This is a genomic window from Frigoribacterium sp. 2-23 (assembly GCF_049601585.1).
In the GTDB taxonomy this organism is placed as follows: domain Bacteria; phylum Actinomycetota; class Actinomycetes; order Actinomycetales; family Microbacteriaceae; genus Frigoribacterium.
The window spans coordinates 1,497,735-1,512,168 of record NZ_CP187126.1 but is presented as its reverse complement, the minus strand read 5'-3'; the positions used below and the strand labels follow the sequence as shown (position 1 = coordinate 1,512,168).

The 14,434-nt window shown below is 69.8% G+C and carries 13 protein-coding genes and 1 tRNA gene; 6 read left to right on the top strand and 8 right to left on the bottom strand.

Features of this window, described 5'->3' with window-relative positions; all coding sequences use genetic code 11:
• Positions 1-2 precede the first annotated feature (2 nt).
• From ACPEEZ_RS07140 to ACPEEZ_RS07125, 4 genes are all read right to left on the bottom strand, one after another.
• Positions 3-812 carry an ABC transporter permease gene (locus ACPEEZ_RS07140; RefSeq protein ID WP_423924063.1) on the bottom strand — a complete coding sequence of 270 codons (810 nt, stop codon included), beginning with the start codon at positions 810-812 and terminating at the stop codon, positions 3-5.
• Entirely contained in the window at positions 809-2,053 is a 1,245-nt protein-coding gene (locus ACPEEZ_RS07135) for an ATP-binding cassette domain-containing protein (protein ID WP_423924062.1), read from the bottom strand. The genes ACPEEZ_RS07140 and ACPEEZ_RS07135 overlap by 4 nt, the downstream gene beginning before the upstream one ends.
• A complete protein-coding gene (locus tag ACPEEZ_RS07130) occupies positions 2,040-2,675 on the bottom strand; it encodes an ABC transporter permease (RefSeq protein WP_423924061.1) in 636 nt (211 codons plus the stop codon). The genes ACPEEZ_RS07135 and ACPEEZ_RS07130 overlap by 14 nt, the downstream gene beginning before the upstream one ends.
• A gap of 259 nt (positions 2,676-2,934) precedes the next feature.
• Positions 2,935-4,323 (bottom strand): LLM class flavin-dependent oxidoreductase, encoded by a 1,389-nt coding sequence (locus tag ACPEEZ_RS07125; RefSeq protein ID WP_423924060.1) that lies wholly within the window; start codon positions 4,321-4,323, stop codon positions 2,935-2,937.
• Between the two features lie 169 nt (positions 4,324-4,492).
• Here ACPEEZ_RS07125 and ACPEEZ_RS07120 point away from each other — a divergent pair, with 169 nt between their 5' ends.
• A complete protein-coding gene (locus ACPEEZ_RS07120; RefSeq protein WP_423924059.1) occupies positions 4,493-5,653 on the top strand; it encodes an MFS transporter in 1,161 nt (386 codons plus the stop codon).
• A gap of 107 nt (positions 5,654-5,760) precedes the next feature.
• Here ACPEEZ_RS07120 and ACPEEZ_RS07115 read toward each other — a convergent pair whose 3' ends face one another.
• The 4 genes from ACPEEZ_RS07115 to ACPEEZ_RS07100 form a co-directional block, all read right to left on the bottom strand.
• Entirely contained in the window at positions 5,761-7,092 is a 1,332-nt protein-coding gene (locus ACPEEZ_RS07115) for an NAD(P)/FAD-dependent oxidoreductase (RefSeq protein WP_423924058.1), read from the bottom strand.
• Positions 7,093-7,263: 171 nt separating this feature from the next.
• Positions 7,264-7,455, bottom strand: a complete 192-nt coding sequence (locus ACPEEZ_RS07110) for a hypothetical protein (protein ID WP_423924057.1) — start codon at positions 7,453-7,455, stop codon at positions 7,264-7,266.
• An 89-nt stretch (positions 7,456-7,544) separates the two neighbouring features.
• The gene (locus ACPEEZ_RS07105; protein ID WP_423924056.1) at positions 7,545-8,522 is read right to left on the bottom strand and encodes an aldo/keto reductase; all 978 of its coding nucleotides are present in this window, start codon (positions 8,520-8,522) and stop codon (positions 7,545-7,547) included.
• A gap of 71 nt (positions 8,523-8,593) precedes the next feature.
• Positions 8,594-8,678, bottom strand: a tRNA-Leu gene (locus ACPEEZ_RS07100).
• An 86-nt stretch (positions 8,679-8,764) separates the two neighbouring features.
• Here ACPEEZ_RS07100 and ACPEEZ_RS07095 point away from each other — a divergent pair.
• The 5 genes from ACPEEZ_RS07095 to ACPEEZ_RS07075 all read left to right on the top strand — a co-directional run bounded on the left by ACPEEZ_RS07095 (position 8,765) and on the right by ACPEEZ_RS07075 (position 14,404).
• Positions 8,765-10,093 carry a M20/M25/M40 family metallo-hydrolase gene (locus tag ACPEEZ_RS07095; RefSeq protein ID WP_423924055.1) on the top strand — a complete coding sequence of 443 codons (1,329 nt, stop codon included), beginning with the start codon at positions 8,765-8,767 and terminating at the stop codon, positions 10,091-10,093.
• A gap of 55 nt (positions 10,094-10,148) precedes the next feature.
• A complete protein-coding gene (locus tag ACPEEZ_RS07090) occupies positions 10,149-10,991 on the top strand; it encodes an undecaprenyl-diphosphate phosphatase (protein ID WP_423924054.1) in 843 nt (280 codons plus the stop codon).
• Complete coding sequence (gene mshC, locus ACPEEZ_RS07085) at positions 10,988-12,247, top strand: cysteine--1-D-myo-inosityl 2-amino-2-deoxy-alpha-D-glucopyranoside ligase (protein ID WP_423924053.1); 1,260 nt, start codon at positions 10,988-10,990, stop codon at positions 12,245-12,247. Before ACPEEZ_RS07090 ends, mshC begins: the two co-directional genes overlap by 4 nt.
• Before the next feature lie 88 nt (positions 12,248-12,335).
• Positions 12,336-13,730: a sensor histidine kinase gene (locus tag ACPEEZ_RS07080; RefSeq protein ID WP_423924052.1), complete on the top strand. Its 1,395-nt coding sequence runs from the start codon at positions 12,336-12,338 to the stop codon at positions 13,728-13,730.
• Positions 13,727-14,404, top strand: coding sequence for a response regulator (locus ACPEEZ_RS07075; RefSeq protein WP_423924051.1), 678 nt, complete (start codon positions 13,727-13,729; stop codon positions 14,402-14,404). The genes ACPEEZ_RS07080 and ACPEEZ_RS07075 overlap by 4 nt, the downstream gene beginning before the upstream one ends.
• Positions 14,405-14,434: the final 30 nt, after the last annotated feature.

Here is a 14,434-nt window from a genome sequence, read left to right as displayed (position 1 = left end):
GGTCACAGTCCCTTCGGGCGGGCGACGTGCTCGACGACGCGTCCGATCCAGTCGATGAGCAGGGCGAGCAGGGCGATCAGGAGCGCCCCCGACACGAGCACCCGCGGCAGGAAGAGATTCACGCCCGTGGTGATGAGGAGGCCGAGTCCGCCCGCGCCGATGAACGTCGCCAGGGCGGCCGAGCCGACGAGGAGCACGAGGGCGGTGCGGATGCCCGAGAGCATGACCGGCACGGCGAGTGGGAGTTCGACCCTGATCAGCACGGAGAACGCGCTCATCCCCATGCCGCGCCCGGCCTCGACCAGACGCTCGTCGACGCTCTGCAGGCCGATCATGGTGTTCCGCAGCACGGGCAGCATCGCGTACAGCACGAGTGCGACGACGGCCGCCCAGAACGAGAAGCCGAGCCAGAAGGCGAGCAGCACGACGAGGCCGATGGCCGGCGCCGCCTGCCCGAAGTTCGCCACCGCGAGCACCCCGACGCTGAACCGGTTGAACGGGCGGCGGGTCAACACGATGCCGAGGGGGATGCCGATGACGAGCACGATGACCGCCGAGACGAACGTCAGGGCCAGGTGTTCACCGGTGTAGGCCAGCAGATCGGCCGGGTTGAGGGTCGTCCGTTCGCCGGCCGTCAGGTCGGCCGTCGCCAACCAGACGGCGAACGCCGCCAGGACGACGAGGATCGCGATCGGCTGCAGGATCAGCCCGAGGCGTCCGCTCGATCGTGCGGTCCGTCGCGGTTCGCGGGATACCTCGTCGACCTCGGTCGTGGTGGCGCCGCCATCGACGGCCGCTGCGGCGCCGCTCATGCCGCCTCGCCGTCGGACGACGCCGAGTCCGTCGCGGCGATGGTCTGCACGGGGCCCGTGTTCGTTCCGACGGGAGCATCGCCGGCCGTCTTGGCCGCGGTCCGAGCCCGGGTGATGGCGTCCATCACGACCTCGACCGTGATGACGCCGATGAAGGCGTCGCGACGGCCGGTCACGAGAGCCGCGCCGGCACTCGACACGAGCATGGTGTCCAGGGCGTCGTTCAGGGTCGCCCCGCTGCCCACGACGGGGAGGTCCGGGTCGGGCCCCGCAGGGATCGTCTCGTAGCGCGCGAGCTGACGCTTGGACGGCCAGCGCAGCGGGCGCTTCCGGTCGTCGACGACGACGGCGTGTTCGTGCCCGGCGGCCTCGACCCGGGCGAGGACGGCGGCGCCGCTCTCACCGGGGGTCGCCACGACGGCCTCGGCCAGATCGACCTCGGACACCCGCGACAGGGTGAGCTGCTTGAGACCGGCACCCGAGCCGATGAAGTTCTCGACGAACTCGTTCGCGGGCTCGGCGAGGATGCGCTCCGGGGTGTCGTACTGCACGATGTGCGCGCCCTCCGAGAACACGACGATCCAGTCGCCCAGCTTCACGGCCTCGTCGAAGTCGTGCGTCACGATGACGATGGTCTTCTGCAGCTCGTGCTGGATGTTGATGAGCTCGTCCTGCAGGCGCTGGCGCGTGATCGGGTCGACCGCGCCGAACGGCTCGTCCATGAGCAGCACGGGCGGGTCGGCTGCGAGGGCCCGGGCGACACCGATCCGCTGCTGCTGGCCTCCCGACAGCTCACGCGGGTACCGCCCCCGGTACGTGTCGGGGTCGAGGGAGACGAGTTCGAGCAGCTCGTCCACGCGGGCTGCGATGCGGTCCTTGGACCAGCCGAGCATCTTCGGCACGAGCGCGATGTTGGCGGCCACGGTCATGTGGGGGAAGAGCCCGCCCGCCTGGATGACATAGCCGATGCGGCGGCGCAGCTCGTCGCCGTCGATCGAGGTGACGTCGTCGTCGCCGAGCACGATGCGCCCCTCGGTCGGCTCGATCAGCCGGTTGAGCATCTTCAGCGTCGTCGTCTTGCCACAGCCGGACGGGCCGACCAGCGCGACGATCTTGCCGGCCGGGATCTCGAGCGTGATGCCGTCGACGGCGGGCTTCGTCTGTCCGGGGTACCGCTTGGTGACCTGGTCGAGCAGGATGCTCTTGCCGGTGACGGTGGTGGTGGGCTCAGCTGCGGACACGGATACCTCGCGAGATGGTCAGGCGGCCGAGGCCGACGAGAAGGAGATCGAGGATCAGGGCGAGCACGACGACGCCCACGACCCCGGTGACGACGGACGCGAGGGAGTTCGCTCCGCCGAGTCGGGACAGACCCGAGAAGATGAAACCGCCGAGGCCCGGGCCGAGTGCGTACGCCGCGACGGCCGCGATGCCCATCACCATCTGCGCCGACACCCGCACGCCCGTGAGGATGACGGGCCAGGCCAACGGCAGTTGGACGGTGGCGAACGTGCGGAACGGGCTCATGCCGATGCCTCGAGCCGACTCGACGATGGCTCCGTCGACCTCGGTCAGGCCGACCACCGCGTTGCGCAGGATGGGCAGAGCGGCGAAGAACGTCACGACGATCACGGATGGCAGCACGCCGAACCCGGCGGGCGCGATGAGCAGGCCGATCACGGCGAACGACGGCAGCGTGAGACCGATGGCCGAGACGCCGTTGGCGAGCGCCGAGAGACGCTCACTGCGATAGACGAGGGCCGCGATGACGACGGCGACGATCACCGCCAGGACGAGGCATTGGACGACGAGCGAGAAGTGCTGCCAGGAGGCGAACCAGATCTGGTCCCATCGATCGACCACGAAATCCCACGCCAAATCGACCCACTCCTCGTCACACCGTCATCGTCAGCTGTCCGTCGCCGACCCGTCGGGGGTCGAGCAGCGTCCACCATAACGAGAGGTCGATGAACCGATGTCGTCGTGAGACCGGGACGACACCCTGGTCCGTGCCTTTTGCCAGGTTTGGCCCGTGTCACGAAAAGCCTGGTCAAACCACGAACAGTGAGGACCGTCACAGGAGTTCCTGTAACGATCCTCACAATTTTCGAGGATGCCTGTGCTAAAGGGCCTTCGACGCGTTCCCGATCTTGAACCGCGAACCGTGGTGCTCGTCGGGCAGACGGTCGCCCTGGCCGAACAGTTTCTGCCGGAGCGTTCCGGGCTCGTACTCCGTCGGGTACACCCCACGCTCCTGCAGGATCGGAATGACGTGTTCGACGATGTCCTCGAAGGTTCCCGGCGTGATGGCGTAGGCGAGGTTAAAGCCGTCGACGTCGGTCTCCTCCACCCACTCCTGCAACTGGTCCGCGATCTCCTCGCCCGAGCCGACGATGCGGGGGCCGAGGCCGCCGATGCCCGCGGCCTCGGCGATGTCGCGGATGGTCCACGGGCGGCCCGTCTCGTCCGAGGCGGCCTGCAGGTTCGCGACCGCCGACTGGATGGCGTTGCTCTGCACGTCTCCGACCGGATCGTCCAGGGAGTAGGTCGACAGGTCGACACCCATCCACCCGGACATCAGCACGAGCGCGCCCTCGTGACTGGCGTAGCGCTGGTACTCCTCGTGCTTGGCGCGCGCCTTCTCGGGGGTCGCATCCGTGATGATCGTCAACAGCGTGTAGATGCGGGCCGAGTAGCGGTCGCGACCGGCCGCCTCCAGGGCGTCCCGGATCTTCGCCACCGTCTCGCGCAGGACGGCCTTGGTCGGCGCGGCCACGAAGATGGACTCCGCGTGACCGGCGGCGAAGGCGATCCCCCGCGGGGAGGCCCCCGCCTGATAGATGACCGGCGTGCGCTGCGGGCTCGGCTCCGCGATGTGGATGCCGGGCACCTTGTAGTAGGTGCCCTCGTGGCCGATCTCGTGCACTTTGCTCGGATCGGTGAAGACGCCCGTCCCACGGTCGCGCACGACGGCGTCGTCCTCCCACGAGCCCTCCCACAGCTTGTAGAGCACCTCGAGGTACTCGTCGGCCTGGTCGTAGCGCGTGTCGTGGTCGAGCTGGTCGTCCGCGCCGAGGTTGCGAGCGGCGCTCGGCAGGTAGCCGGTCACGACGTTCCAGCCGACGCGCCCGTCCGTGAGGTGATCGAGCGTCGACATGCGCCGCGCGAACGGATACGGGTGCTCGTAGGCCGTGCCCGCCGTGATGCCGAACCCGAGGTGCTCGGTGGCCGCCGCCATGGCCGACACCAGGAGGATCGGGTCGCCGACCGGGGTCTGGGTGCCGTTGCGCAAGGTCGCCTCGTTCGAGCCGCCGTACACGTCGTACGATCCGAGCACGTCGGCGATGAAGATGCCGTCGAAGACGCCCTTTTCGAGCAGCCGGGCGAGGCCCGTCCAGTAGCTGAGCTTCGTGTAGTCGGCCGATCGGTCGTCGGGGTGGCGCCAGAGCCCGGGGGACTGGTGCCCCACGCAGTTCATGTCGAAGGCGTTGAACCGGATGCGTCGAGTCATGAGCGCCATTGTTCGCGTCCTGCGTCGTCCCCGCAGCGGTCGCGACACACGACGTCACATTGCCGACCGGGGCGTGGGCGCCCCGAGGCCCTACGCTGGGTCGGTGCTGAGACGAGACCGTGCGCGAGAACCACGACCGCGACTCGGTCGGGACGTCATCGTGCTCGGGGTGATCGCTTTCTTCGTCATGGTCGGGTTCGGCGTCGTCGTCCCGGTGCTCCCCGTCTACGCCCGGAGCTTCGGCGTCGACCACACCCTCGTCGGTGCCGTCCTGTCGGCGTTCGCCCTCATGCGTCTCGTCGCGAGCCCGTTCGTCGGGCGGTTGATCGATCTCGCGGGGGAGCGGGTCGTCCTGTCCACCGGCGTTTTCGTCGTCGCCGCGTCGAGCGCCCTGGCCGGACTGGCCGCCGACTACCCGCAGCTGCTCATCCTGCGCGGAGTGGGCGGGATCGGGTCGGCGATGTTCACGATCTCGGCGATGACGCTGCTGCTCGGCGCGACGGCACCGGGTGTCCGCGCCCGGGCGATCGGCTTCTATCAGGGCGGATTCCTGATCGGCGGCATGGCCGGGCCGGCCCTCGGCGGTCTGCTCGCCACCGTCTCGCTCACGGCGCCGTTCTTCTTCTACGCCGCCACCCTCGCCGTCGCGGGCCTGGTCGGCGTCTTCCTCTTGTCGGCACCGAACCGCGGCGGCGTCGACGGCGCCTCGACCGAGACGCCCGTGCCGTTCCGCGACGTGTTGCGCGACGCACGCTTCCGCGTCGCCTGCCTCGCCAACTTCGCCCAGGGGTGGTCGTCGTTCGGCGTCCGGAGCGCCCTCGTCCCCGTCCTCGTCGTCGAGGTGCTCCGCGGGCCGTCGTCGTGGACGGGCGTGCTCTTCGCGGCCGCGGCCGTCACGCAGACCCTGGCCCTCGCGCCCGCGAGCCGTTTCGTGGACGTCGTGGGCCGACGGCCCGCCGTCATCGCGTCGTTCGCCGTCGCCGGCGTGACCCTCGCCGCCGTCGCCTTCACGCAGGACGTCTGGACCCTCGGCGTACTCCTCTGCCTCTACGGCGTCGCGACGGCCTTCATGGGCACGGCGCCGCCCGCCCTGGTCGGCGACGCCGCCGGGGCACGCAGCGGGCGGCCCGTCGCGGTGTTCTCCATGTGCTCCGACGTGGGCGCGATCGCGGCACCGCTCGTCGCCGGATTCCTCGTCGACCGGGTGTCGTACGCGGCCGCGTTCGGCTCCGCCGGCGCACTGCTCGCCGTCGCGGCCGCCGCCGGGCTCTGGCTGCCCAAGGCGCTCGCCCCCGCGGTGTCCGAGAGGGTCGCGGGTCAGGAGGCCTGATCCGGTCCGGGCCCGATCGCGGCACCCTCTGCACGAAGGAGGCGCGCCCCGGTTCTCGGGACGCGCCTCCTTCGTGTCTGCGCTCGGCTACCCGAGCGGGCCGCGGATCACTTCTTGGGGGCGACCTTGGGCGTGACCTTCAGGAACCCGGCGCGCGGGTCGCCGAGACCGACGAGAGGCGTCGTGTCGCGGCCGCCCACGAAGTTCGTGATCCACCCGGCGAGGATGCGCCACTTGCGGTTCAGCGTCGGCATCGCATACAGGTGGTAGCCGCGGTGCGCGAGCCAGGCCGGGAGGTTCTTGAGCTGCAGGCCGAACATGTTCGCCGCGCCCTTGCCGATGCCGAAGCTCGCGACCGTGCCGAGCGACTCGTGTCGGTACTCGGCGATGGGACGACCGGCGAGTGTCGCGATGACGTTCTCCGCCACCGTCGCCGCCTGACGCACCGCGTTCTGCGCGTTCGGCGGATAGTAGGCCGGCTGCTTGTCGGCGAGGAGGTTCGGCACCTGGGCACCGTCGCCGAGAGCCCAGACGCCGTCGAGCTTGACGCCGTCCTCGGTCTCGACCTGGAGCGTGGCGCTCACGTTGATGTGGCCCTTGGGCCCCAGCGGGAGACCCATGTCGGAGAAGACGGGGTTCGGCTTGACGCCCGCCGTCCAGACGATCGTGCCGGCGGGGATGGTCTCGCCGTCGCTGAGGACGACGTCGCCGTCGATGCAGGACGGCATCGTCGTCTTGAGACGGATGTCGATGCCGCGCGAGCGCAGCTGACCGAGCGTCCACTTGGACAGCTCCGGTCCGACCTCGGGGGCGACGCGGTCGAGGGCCTCGACGAGGACGAACCGGAGCTCGTCGCGAGACAGGTTCGGGAACGTGTCGACGGCCGCCTTGGCAGCGTCGTCGAGCTCGGCCAGGGCCTCGACACCCGTGTAGCCGCCACCGACGAACACGGTGGTGAGCAGCTTGCGGCGCTCGGCGCTGTCCTTCACGCTCGCGGCCTCGGCGATGTTGCCGAGGATGCGATCACGAACGTACTGCGCCTCCTCGACGCTCTTGAATCCGACGCCGTTCTCGGCGAGGCCCGGCGTCGGGAAGGTCCGCGTGACGGCGCCGAGGGCGACGATCAGCTGGTCGTAGGCGACGTCGAACGTCTCGCCGTCGGCCGCCTCCACCGAGACCTTCTTCGCGTCGGAGTCGAGCCCGGTCACGGCGGCCTCGATGACCTTCGCCTTGCGCAGCGCCTTGCGCAGCGGCACCGTGACGTCTCGCGGCGCGATGTGGCCACCGGCCACCTCGGGCAAGAAGGGCTGGTACGTGAAGTACGGCGACTGGTCGATCAGGGTGATGCTGGCGCTCTGCGGCGGCTGCTTCTTCTGGAGTTCGAAGGCGGCGGTCAGGCCTGCCGATCCGCCACCCAGAATGACGATACGAGTTGTCATGAAATAATTCCTCCCTAGGTCGACCGTACTCGCCGCCCGTGCGGTGATGGCGAGCGGACGACGGTCGTCGTTCGTGTGTGGGCCACGGCCGTTGTTTCGTCGGCCGGAGTCGTGCACAGCGGAACGCCCCGCGATCGGAGAGGGCGGGGCGTTCCGGCTGGTGGCTCGACCCTAGCGGTCGCCGGGGATGTCGCTGTCGGTGAACTCGCCGTCGGCCTCGCCATCGTGCGGTCCCCCCTCGACGCGGGCGTCGCCGGGGATGTCCGCGTCGACGTACGATCCGTCGGCCTCGCTGGACGTGTGCTCGACGTGCTTCTCGTCGTGCTCGTGGTGCTCGTGCTTCTCGTCGTGCTCGGTGGTCATCTCGACTCCCATGGTCATGGTCGCGGTCGGCCGGCGTCGTCGCCGTCCTCTGGGCCTCACCCTATTCGCGTGGGCTCGGTCCGGGTAGGTCAGAAACCTTCGGGTTCCCGGGTGACATAGGGCCGCTCGAGTGCGTCCAGCTCGTCGTCGGTCAGCCAGAGGTCGACCGAGGCGATCGCATCCTCGAGGTGGGACATCTTCGTGGCGCCCACGATCGGTGACGAGACGGCCTCCTGCTGCCGGACCCAGGCGAGCGCGACCTGTGCGCGGGAGACGCCCCGCGCCTCCGCGACGCCCCTCACGGCCTCGACCACGGTCCGGTCGCCGTCCTCGCGTTGGCGATAGAGCGTCTGGCCGAACTGGTCCGACTCGGCCCGGTCGGTCGTGGCGTCCCAATCGCGAGTCAGCTTGCCGCGCGCCAGGGGAGACCACGGGATCACCCCGACACCCTGGTCGAGGCAGAAGGGATGCATCTCGCGTTCCTCTTCGCGCTGGATCAGGCTGTACTGGTCCTGCATCGAGACGAAGCGTGTCCAACCGCCGAGGTCGGCCGCGTGCTGCGCGAGCGCGAACTGCCAGGTCCACATCGAGGAGGCGCCGATGTAGCGGGCCTTGCCCGCCTTGACCACATCGTGCAACGCCTCCATCGTCTCCTCGATCGGGGTCTCCGCGTCCCACCGATGGATCTGATAGAGGTCGACGTAGTCCGTGCCGAGGCGGCGCAGACTGTCGTCGATGGCCGACATGATGTGCCCGCGGGACAGCCCGGCGCCGTTCGGCCCGGGTCGCATGCGCCCGTTGACCTTGGTCGCGATGACGACCTCGTCTCGCGTGGCGAAGTCGCCGAGTGCACGCCCCACGATCTCCTCGCTCGTGCCGTCGGAGTACACGTCCGCCGTGTCGAACGTCGTCACGCCCGCTTCGAGGGCCCGCCGGATGAAGGGCCGACTGTCGTCCTCCGTCATGCTCCAGGGATGGGCACCGCGGTCCGGTACGCCGAAGCTCATGCACCCGAGGGTGACGGTGGAGACCTGCAGACCGGACTGACCGAGACGTGTGTATTCCATGCCCCGACACTACGACCGGCCCACGAAAAAAGCCCCGCCGAAGCGGGGCCTTTCGTCTGTCTCAACCAGAGTGTCCGAGGGGGGACTTGAACCCCCACGCCCTATACGGGCACTAGCACCTCAAGCTAGCGCGTCTGCCATTTCCGCCACCCGGACGAGTGGTGCCTGCCGAAGCCGACACGAAACATTAGCACGGTTTTAGACCCCTCTCGACACACGGCCAGGACGGTACCGTTGCGTGCATGACGACGAGCCCCGAGCAGTCCGCAGACCCGACCGGCGACCTCGACGAGACCGCGTCCATCGCCCGCGACCTGATCCGTTTCGACACCTCGAACTACGGCGGCGGGAAGGCCAATCCCGAGGCCGACGCGGCCGACTACGTCGCCGAGAAGCTGCGCGACCTCGGACTCGAGCCGCAGTCGTTCGAGTCGGAGCCCGGCCGGGTCAGCGTGGTCGCGCGTGTCGAGGGAGCCGATCGGGCCAAGCCGGGGCTGGTCGTGCACGGTCACCTCGACGTCGTCCCGGCCGACCCGACCAACTGGTCGGTCGATCCGTTCGAGGGCGTCGTCAAGGACGGCCTGCTGTGGGGCCGCGGCGCGGTCGACATGAAGAACATGGACGCGATGATGCTGAGCTCGGTGGGCGACATCATCCGGTCCGGGGAGCGGCCGGCGCGCGACCTCGTCATCGGCTTCTTCGCCGACGAGGAGGCCGGGGGTGTGCTCGGCTCGCACTTCCTCGTGCGCGAGCACCCCGAGCTCTTCGAGGGTGCGACCGAGGCCATCAGCGAGGTGGGCGGCTATTCGACGTTCATCGACGGACGCCGCTCGTACCTCCTGCAAACGGGCGAGAAGGCCCTCGTCTGGGTCAAGCTGATCGCCCGCGGGACGGCCGGACACGGCTCCCAGATGATCGAGAAGAACGCCGTCACCCGGCTCGCCGAGGCCGTCGCCGTGCTCGGGCGTCGCGAATGGCCCATCACCCTCACCGACACCACGCGCTCCCTGCTGGGTCAGGTGGCGCGCATCCTCGACGTGGACGTCGACCAGGTCTCACCCGACGAGCTCGTGCTCGCCACGGGCACGGCGCGCGGCTTCATCCGCGGGTCGCTCCGCACGACGACGAACCCGACCATGCTGACGGCCGGGTACAAGCACAACGTCGTCCCCGACACCGCGGAGGCGCTGGTCGACATCCGCTGCATGCCCGGTCAGGAGGACGCGGTCCTGGCCGAGGTCCAGAGCCTGATCGGGGCCGACGTGGAGATCGTCACGATGCATCGCGACATCGGGCTCGAGACGCCGTTCTCCGGGGACCTCGTCGACGCCATCACGAGCACCCTCGATCGTCACGACCCCGGCGCACCGGTGCTCCCGTACCTGTTGTCGGGAGGCACGGACAACAAGGCGCTGAGCCTGCTCGGAATCAAGGGCTATGGATTCGCTCCACTGCGCCTTCGAGAAGACATGGACTTCCCCGCGATGTTCCACGGCGTCGACGAGCGGGTGCCGCTCGACGCACTATCCTTTGGCAGTCGCGTCCTGAGGGACCTGCTGGCGACGTACTGACCCGTGTCAGCCGGCCTCGGCCGGACCCGGCACCGCACCAAGAAGGGCCCACCGCGTGGAGCATCTCCTCCAGGCACTCCTGCTCGGCCTCGTCCAAGGCCTCACGGAGTTCCTCCCCATCTCGTCGAGCGCACACCTGCGACTGGTCGGACTGTTCTTCTCCGACCCGAACAGCGCCGTCGAGTTCGACCCGGGCGCCACGTTCACCGCGATCACCCAACTCGGCACCGAGCTGGCCGTGGTCATCTACTTCTGGGGTGACATCAAGCGCATCGTCGTGCGCTGGTTCCAGGGCGTCACCGGACGCATCCCGCGCACGGACCCCGATGTGCGGATGGGCTGGCTCGTCATCATCGGCACCCTGCCGATCGTCATCGTCGGCTACCTCGCCCAGGACTACATCCGCAGCGTCTTCCGCAGCCTCTGGATCGTCGCGATCGTCCTCATCGTCTTCGGCATCCTGCTCGGTGTCGCGGACCGGTTCGGGCGCAAGCAGGAGCGCTTCGAGCAGATGCGCTTCTCCCACGGCATCTGGGTCGGCATCGCCCAGGTCCTCGCCCTGTTCCCCGGCGTCTCGCGCTCGGGAGCGACGACGACCACGGCCCTCGCCCTGGGCTACACCCGCCCCGCGGCCGCCCGCTTCTCCTTCTTGCTCGCCGTGCCCGCCGTCTTCGGTAGCGGCTTGTACGAACTCGTGCAGAGTTTCGACAACAGCGGGCCGTACTCCCTCGGCGAGACCCTCGCCGCGACGCTCGTGGCGTTCGTCGTCGGCTTCGTCGTCATCGCGTTCTTCATGAACTACATCAGCCGGCGGAGCTTCATCCCGTTCGTCGCCTACCGCATCGTGCTCGGGGTCGTCCTGATCGTGCTGCTCGCGACGGGCGTGGTGGCGGCGTGAGGAGCTGGTCGCGACCCGCCGTCCCCGACCTGCCGGGCACGGGGCCCCTGCCGACGCTCTTCGACACCGCGTCGGGTCGTCCGCGGGTCACCATCCCGGTCGACGGCCGGGCGGGTCTCTACGTCTGCGGCATCACGCCGTACGACGCCACCCACCTCGGCCACGCCTCGACCTATCTGGCATTCGACACGCTCGTGCGCCTCTGGCTCGACGCCGGCCTCGACGTCTCGTACGCCCAGAACACGACGGACGTCGACGACCCGTTGCTCGAGCGGGCGACCGCGACGGGTGTCGACTGGCGGGAACTCGCCGCCTCGCAGACGGATCTGTTCCGCAGCGACATGCAGCACCTCGCCGTGATCCCGCCGACCGACTACGTGGCCGTGACCGACGTCGTGACCGATGTCGCCGACGCCGTGGCACGTCTGGTGGAATCGGGCTTCGCCTATCCGGTCGACACGCCCAACTCCGCCGCCGGTGACGACCTGTACTTCGACGTCACCGCAGCCGCGTCCAGCACGACGTGGCACCTCGGTTCGACGAGCCGGTACGACGCACCCACGATGCGGCGCTTCTTCGCCGAGCGCGGGGGAGACCCCGATCGACCCGGCAAACGCGCCCCCCTCGATCCCTTGCTCTGGCGCTCCGCGCGCGCCGGCGAACCGTCCTGGCCGACGACACTCGGTCCCGGCCGACCGGGCTGGCACATCGAGTGCACCGTGATCGCCCACCAGCATCTCGCGACACCCATCACGGTGAACGGCGGCGGTTCGGACCTGATCTTCCCCCACCACGAGATGAGCGCGGGTCACGGGACGGCCCTGACCGGCCAGCCCTACGCCGAGCAGTACGCGCACACCGGCATGGTGGCCTACCAGGGCGAGAAGATGAGCAAGTCGCTGGGCAACCTGGTCAAGGTCAGCGAGCTGGTGGCGGAGGGGCGCGACCCCCGCGCGATCCGCCTCGCGATCGCGGCCCACCACTACCGATCCGACTGGGAATGGTTCGACGACGATCTCCGCGGGGCGGAGGGGCGGCTCGCCACGTGGTCGACGTGGGCCTCGTCGGTCTCGGCCGCCACCGCCGGAGCGGACGCCGGCTTCGTCGCCGAATTGCGCCTCGCTCTCAGCGACGATCTCGACACACCCGCGGCCATCGGGCTCGTGGACGCCCTCGTCGAGGGAGGCCGGCCCGCGGGCCCACTCGCGGTCGACGCGGTGCAGGCTCTGCTCGGCATCGAGTTGATCGCCCGCTGACCCGAGCCGGGTGCGCCTCGGCCAGGCGAACATCGACACTAAGCGATACATCCTCAATAACGCCACGCGCTTGCCCTACAGTGGGTTCGTGCGCGCATCGAGAGGCCCCCTTGCGGCCGACGCCGAACCTCCCGCTCGGGATCGCAGCGCCCCCACCCGACGTCAGACACGGCACGATCTCTGGATCGCCGCCGCTCTCGTCGGGCTCGGCGTCGCGACGCTCGCCCTCAGCGCGATCGTCATGGCCGACGCCAGCGCACCACGGCCCGGCCCGCTCGAGAGCATCCTGTGGCTGATCGTGCTGTGCGTTCCCGTCGCCGTCCGGCGCCGGGCTCCTCTCACCGTGCTGCTGGTCGTCAGCGCCGCCTTCCTCGCAGCGCAGTTCCGCGGCTACCCGGACACGTTGACCCCCGCCCTCGTCGAGTTCCTGGTCATCTTCACCGCCAATGCGTGGGCCCGCTCGAGACGGACCGCACTGATCGCCAGCTCGGCCGTCACCGGTGTCCTCGTGGCGTGCCTCCTCGTCTGGGTGGTACTCGAGGTGACGGACGGCCTCGACCGTGTCGACCCCTCGTCGGTCAACCCGGAGAACGTCGCGGCCATCGCCTACTCGCTGCTCTTCAACGGGATGTTCCTCGTCAGTGCCGTCGCGTTCGGACGTGCCGCGCGGGTCTCGGCCTCCCGGCTGCACGCGCTCGAACGGGTCGGGGTCGAACTCAGGGCCGCGCAGGAGCTCATCGCCGACCAGGCCATCAGCGAAGAGCGCACCCGGATCGCCCGGGAGCTCCACGACGTGGTCGCCCACCATGTCGCCGTCATCGGCATCCAGGCCGGCGCGGCCCGCCGCACACTCGACCGTCCCGAGATCGCGCGCGGTGCCCTCGCCGCCGTCGAGGGCACCGCGCGCACCGCGATCGACGAGCTCGACCGCCTGCTCAGCGTGCTGCGGTCCCGCGACGAGACGGCCCCCGCGTCGGTCACCGGCCTCGCCGACCTGCCCGAGCTGATCGCCACGACGGAGGCCCTCGGCCTGAGCGTGCGTTTCCAGGTGCACGGCACCGTCCGGGACATCCCCGAGAGCATCGGGGTCACCGTCTACCGGATCACCCAGGAGGCGCTGACCAACACGCTGAAGCACGGGCGGGCGTCGGTCGCCGACGTCCATCTGCGCTATCGGGAGCGGTCCCTCGAGCTCGAGGTGCTGGACGACGGCCGCGCCCCGCTCACGGCCCGGCCTTCCGAGGGAGGCCCGGGCGCGGAGGCGACGGCCGGGTCCGCGACCGCCACGGCGAGAAACGCGCCGCACGACACACGACCCGGCCTCGGCCAGCGCGGCATGCGCGAGCGGGTCGACCTGCACGCCGGCGAGCTCGTCGTCGGGCCCCGGCGTCGCGGCGGCTACCGCGTCCGCGCCCAGCTGCCGGCTCCACCCTGCGACACGGTCTGGCCGACCCCGGAACACGAGATGCGAGAGACCCCATGACACGCTCAACCCGAGTCCTGCTCGTCGACGACCAGGACCTCGTCCGTACCGGGTTCCGCATCATCCTCGACACGACGGACGACATCGACGTCGTCGGCGAGGCCCGCGACGGCCTCGAGGCGATCGCCCTCGCCGCGCAGCTGCACCCCGACGTCATCGTGATGGACATCGAGATGCCCGGCATGGACGGCATCGAGGCGACCGAGCGGGTGCTCGCCCTGCCCGGTCTCGATATCACCGTGCTCGTCCTCACCACGTTCGGTCGACGCGACTACCTGTTCCGCGCGCTGCGGGCCGGCGCGGGCGGGTTCCTGCTCAAGACAGCGTCTCCCGAGGAGCTGATCGACGCGATCGGCGTCGTACGCCGCGGGGACGCTTTGCTGTCACCGCAGCTGACCCGCGCCGTCGTCGAACACGCCCTGTCGGACGGGCGGCCGACTCGGCGGGCCGACCCGCGCCTCCTCGCCCTCACCGAGCGCGAGCGCGAGGTGCTCGACCTGCTGGCGACCGGGTCGTCGAACGCCGAGATCGCGCGCGAGCTGTATCTCGGCGAGGCCACCATCAAGACGCACGTCTCGAACGTGCTGGGCAAGCTCGAACTGCGCGACCGCACGGCAGCCGTCGTGTTCGCCTACGAGAACGGAGTGGTCGTCCCCGGGCGACGGACGCCGTGACGGCCACCTCGGGAGGCGCGGGTCGGGTGG

Coding starts and splice junctions, on each gene's coding strand:
- ACPEEZ_RS07110 (WP_423924057.1), bottom strand. CDS start 7,455: ATGACCACCGAGCACGACGAGAAGCACGAGCACCACGAGCACGACGAG.
- ACPEEZ_RS07075 (WP_423924051.1), top strand. CDS start 13,727: ATGACACGCTCAACCCGAGTCCTGCTCGTCGACGACCAGGACCTCGTC.
- ACPEEZ_RS07105 (WP_423924056.1), bottom strand. CDS start 8,522: ATGGAATACACACGTCTCGGTCAGTCCGGTCTGCAGGTCTCCACCGTC.
- ACPEEZ_RS07125 (WP_423924060.1), bottom strand. CDS start 4,323: ATGACTCGACGCATCCGGTTCAACGCCTTCGACATGAACTGCGTGGGG.
- ACPEEZ_RS07115 (WP_423924058.1), bottom strand. CDS start 7,092: ATGACAACTCGTATCGTCATTCTGGGTGGCGGATCGGCAGGCCTGACC.
- ACPEEZ_RS07095 (WP_423924055.1), top strand. CDS start 8,765: ATGACGACGAGCCCCGAGCAGTCCGCAGACCCGACCGGCGACCTCGAC.
- ACPEEZ_RS07140 (WP_423924063.1), bottom strand. CDS start 812: ATGAGCGGCGCCGCAGCGGCCGTCGATGGCGGCGCCACCACGACCGAG.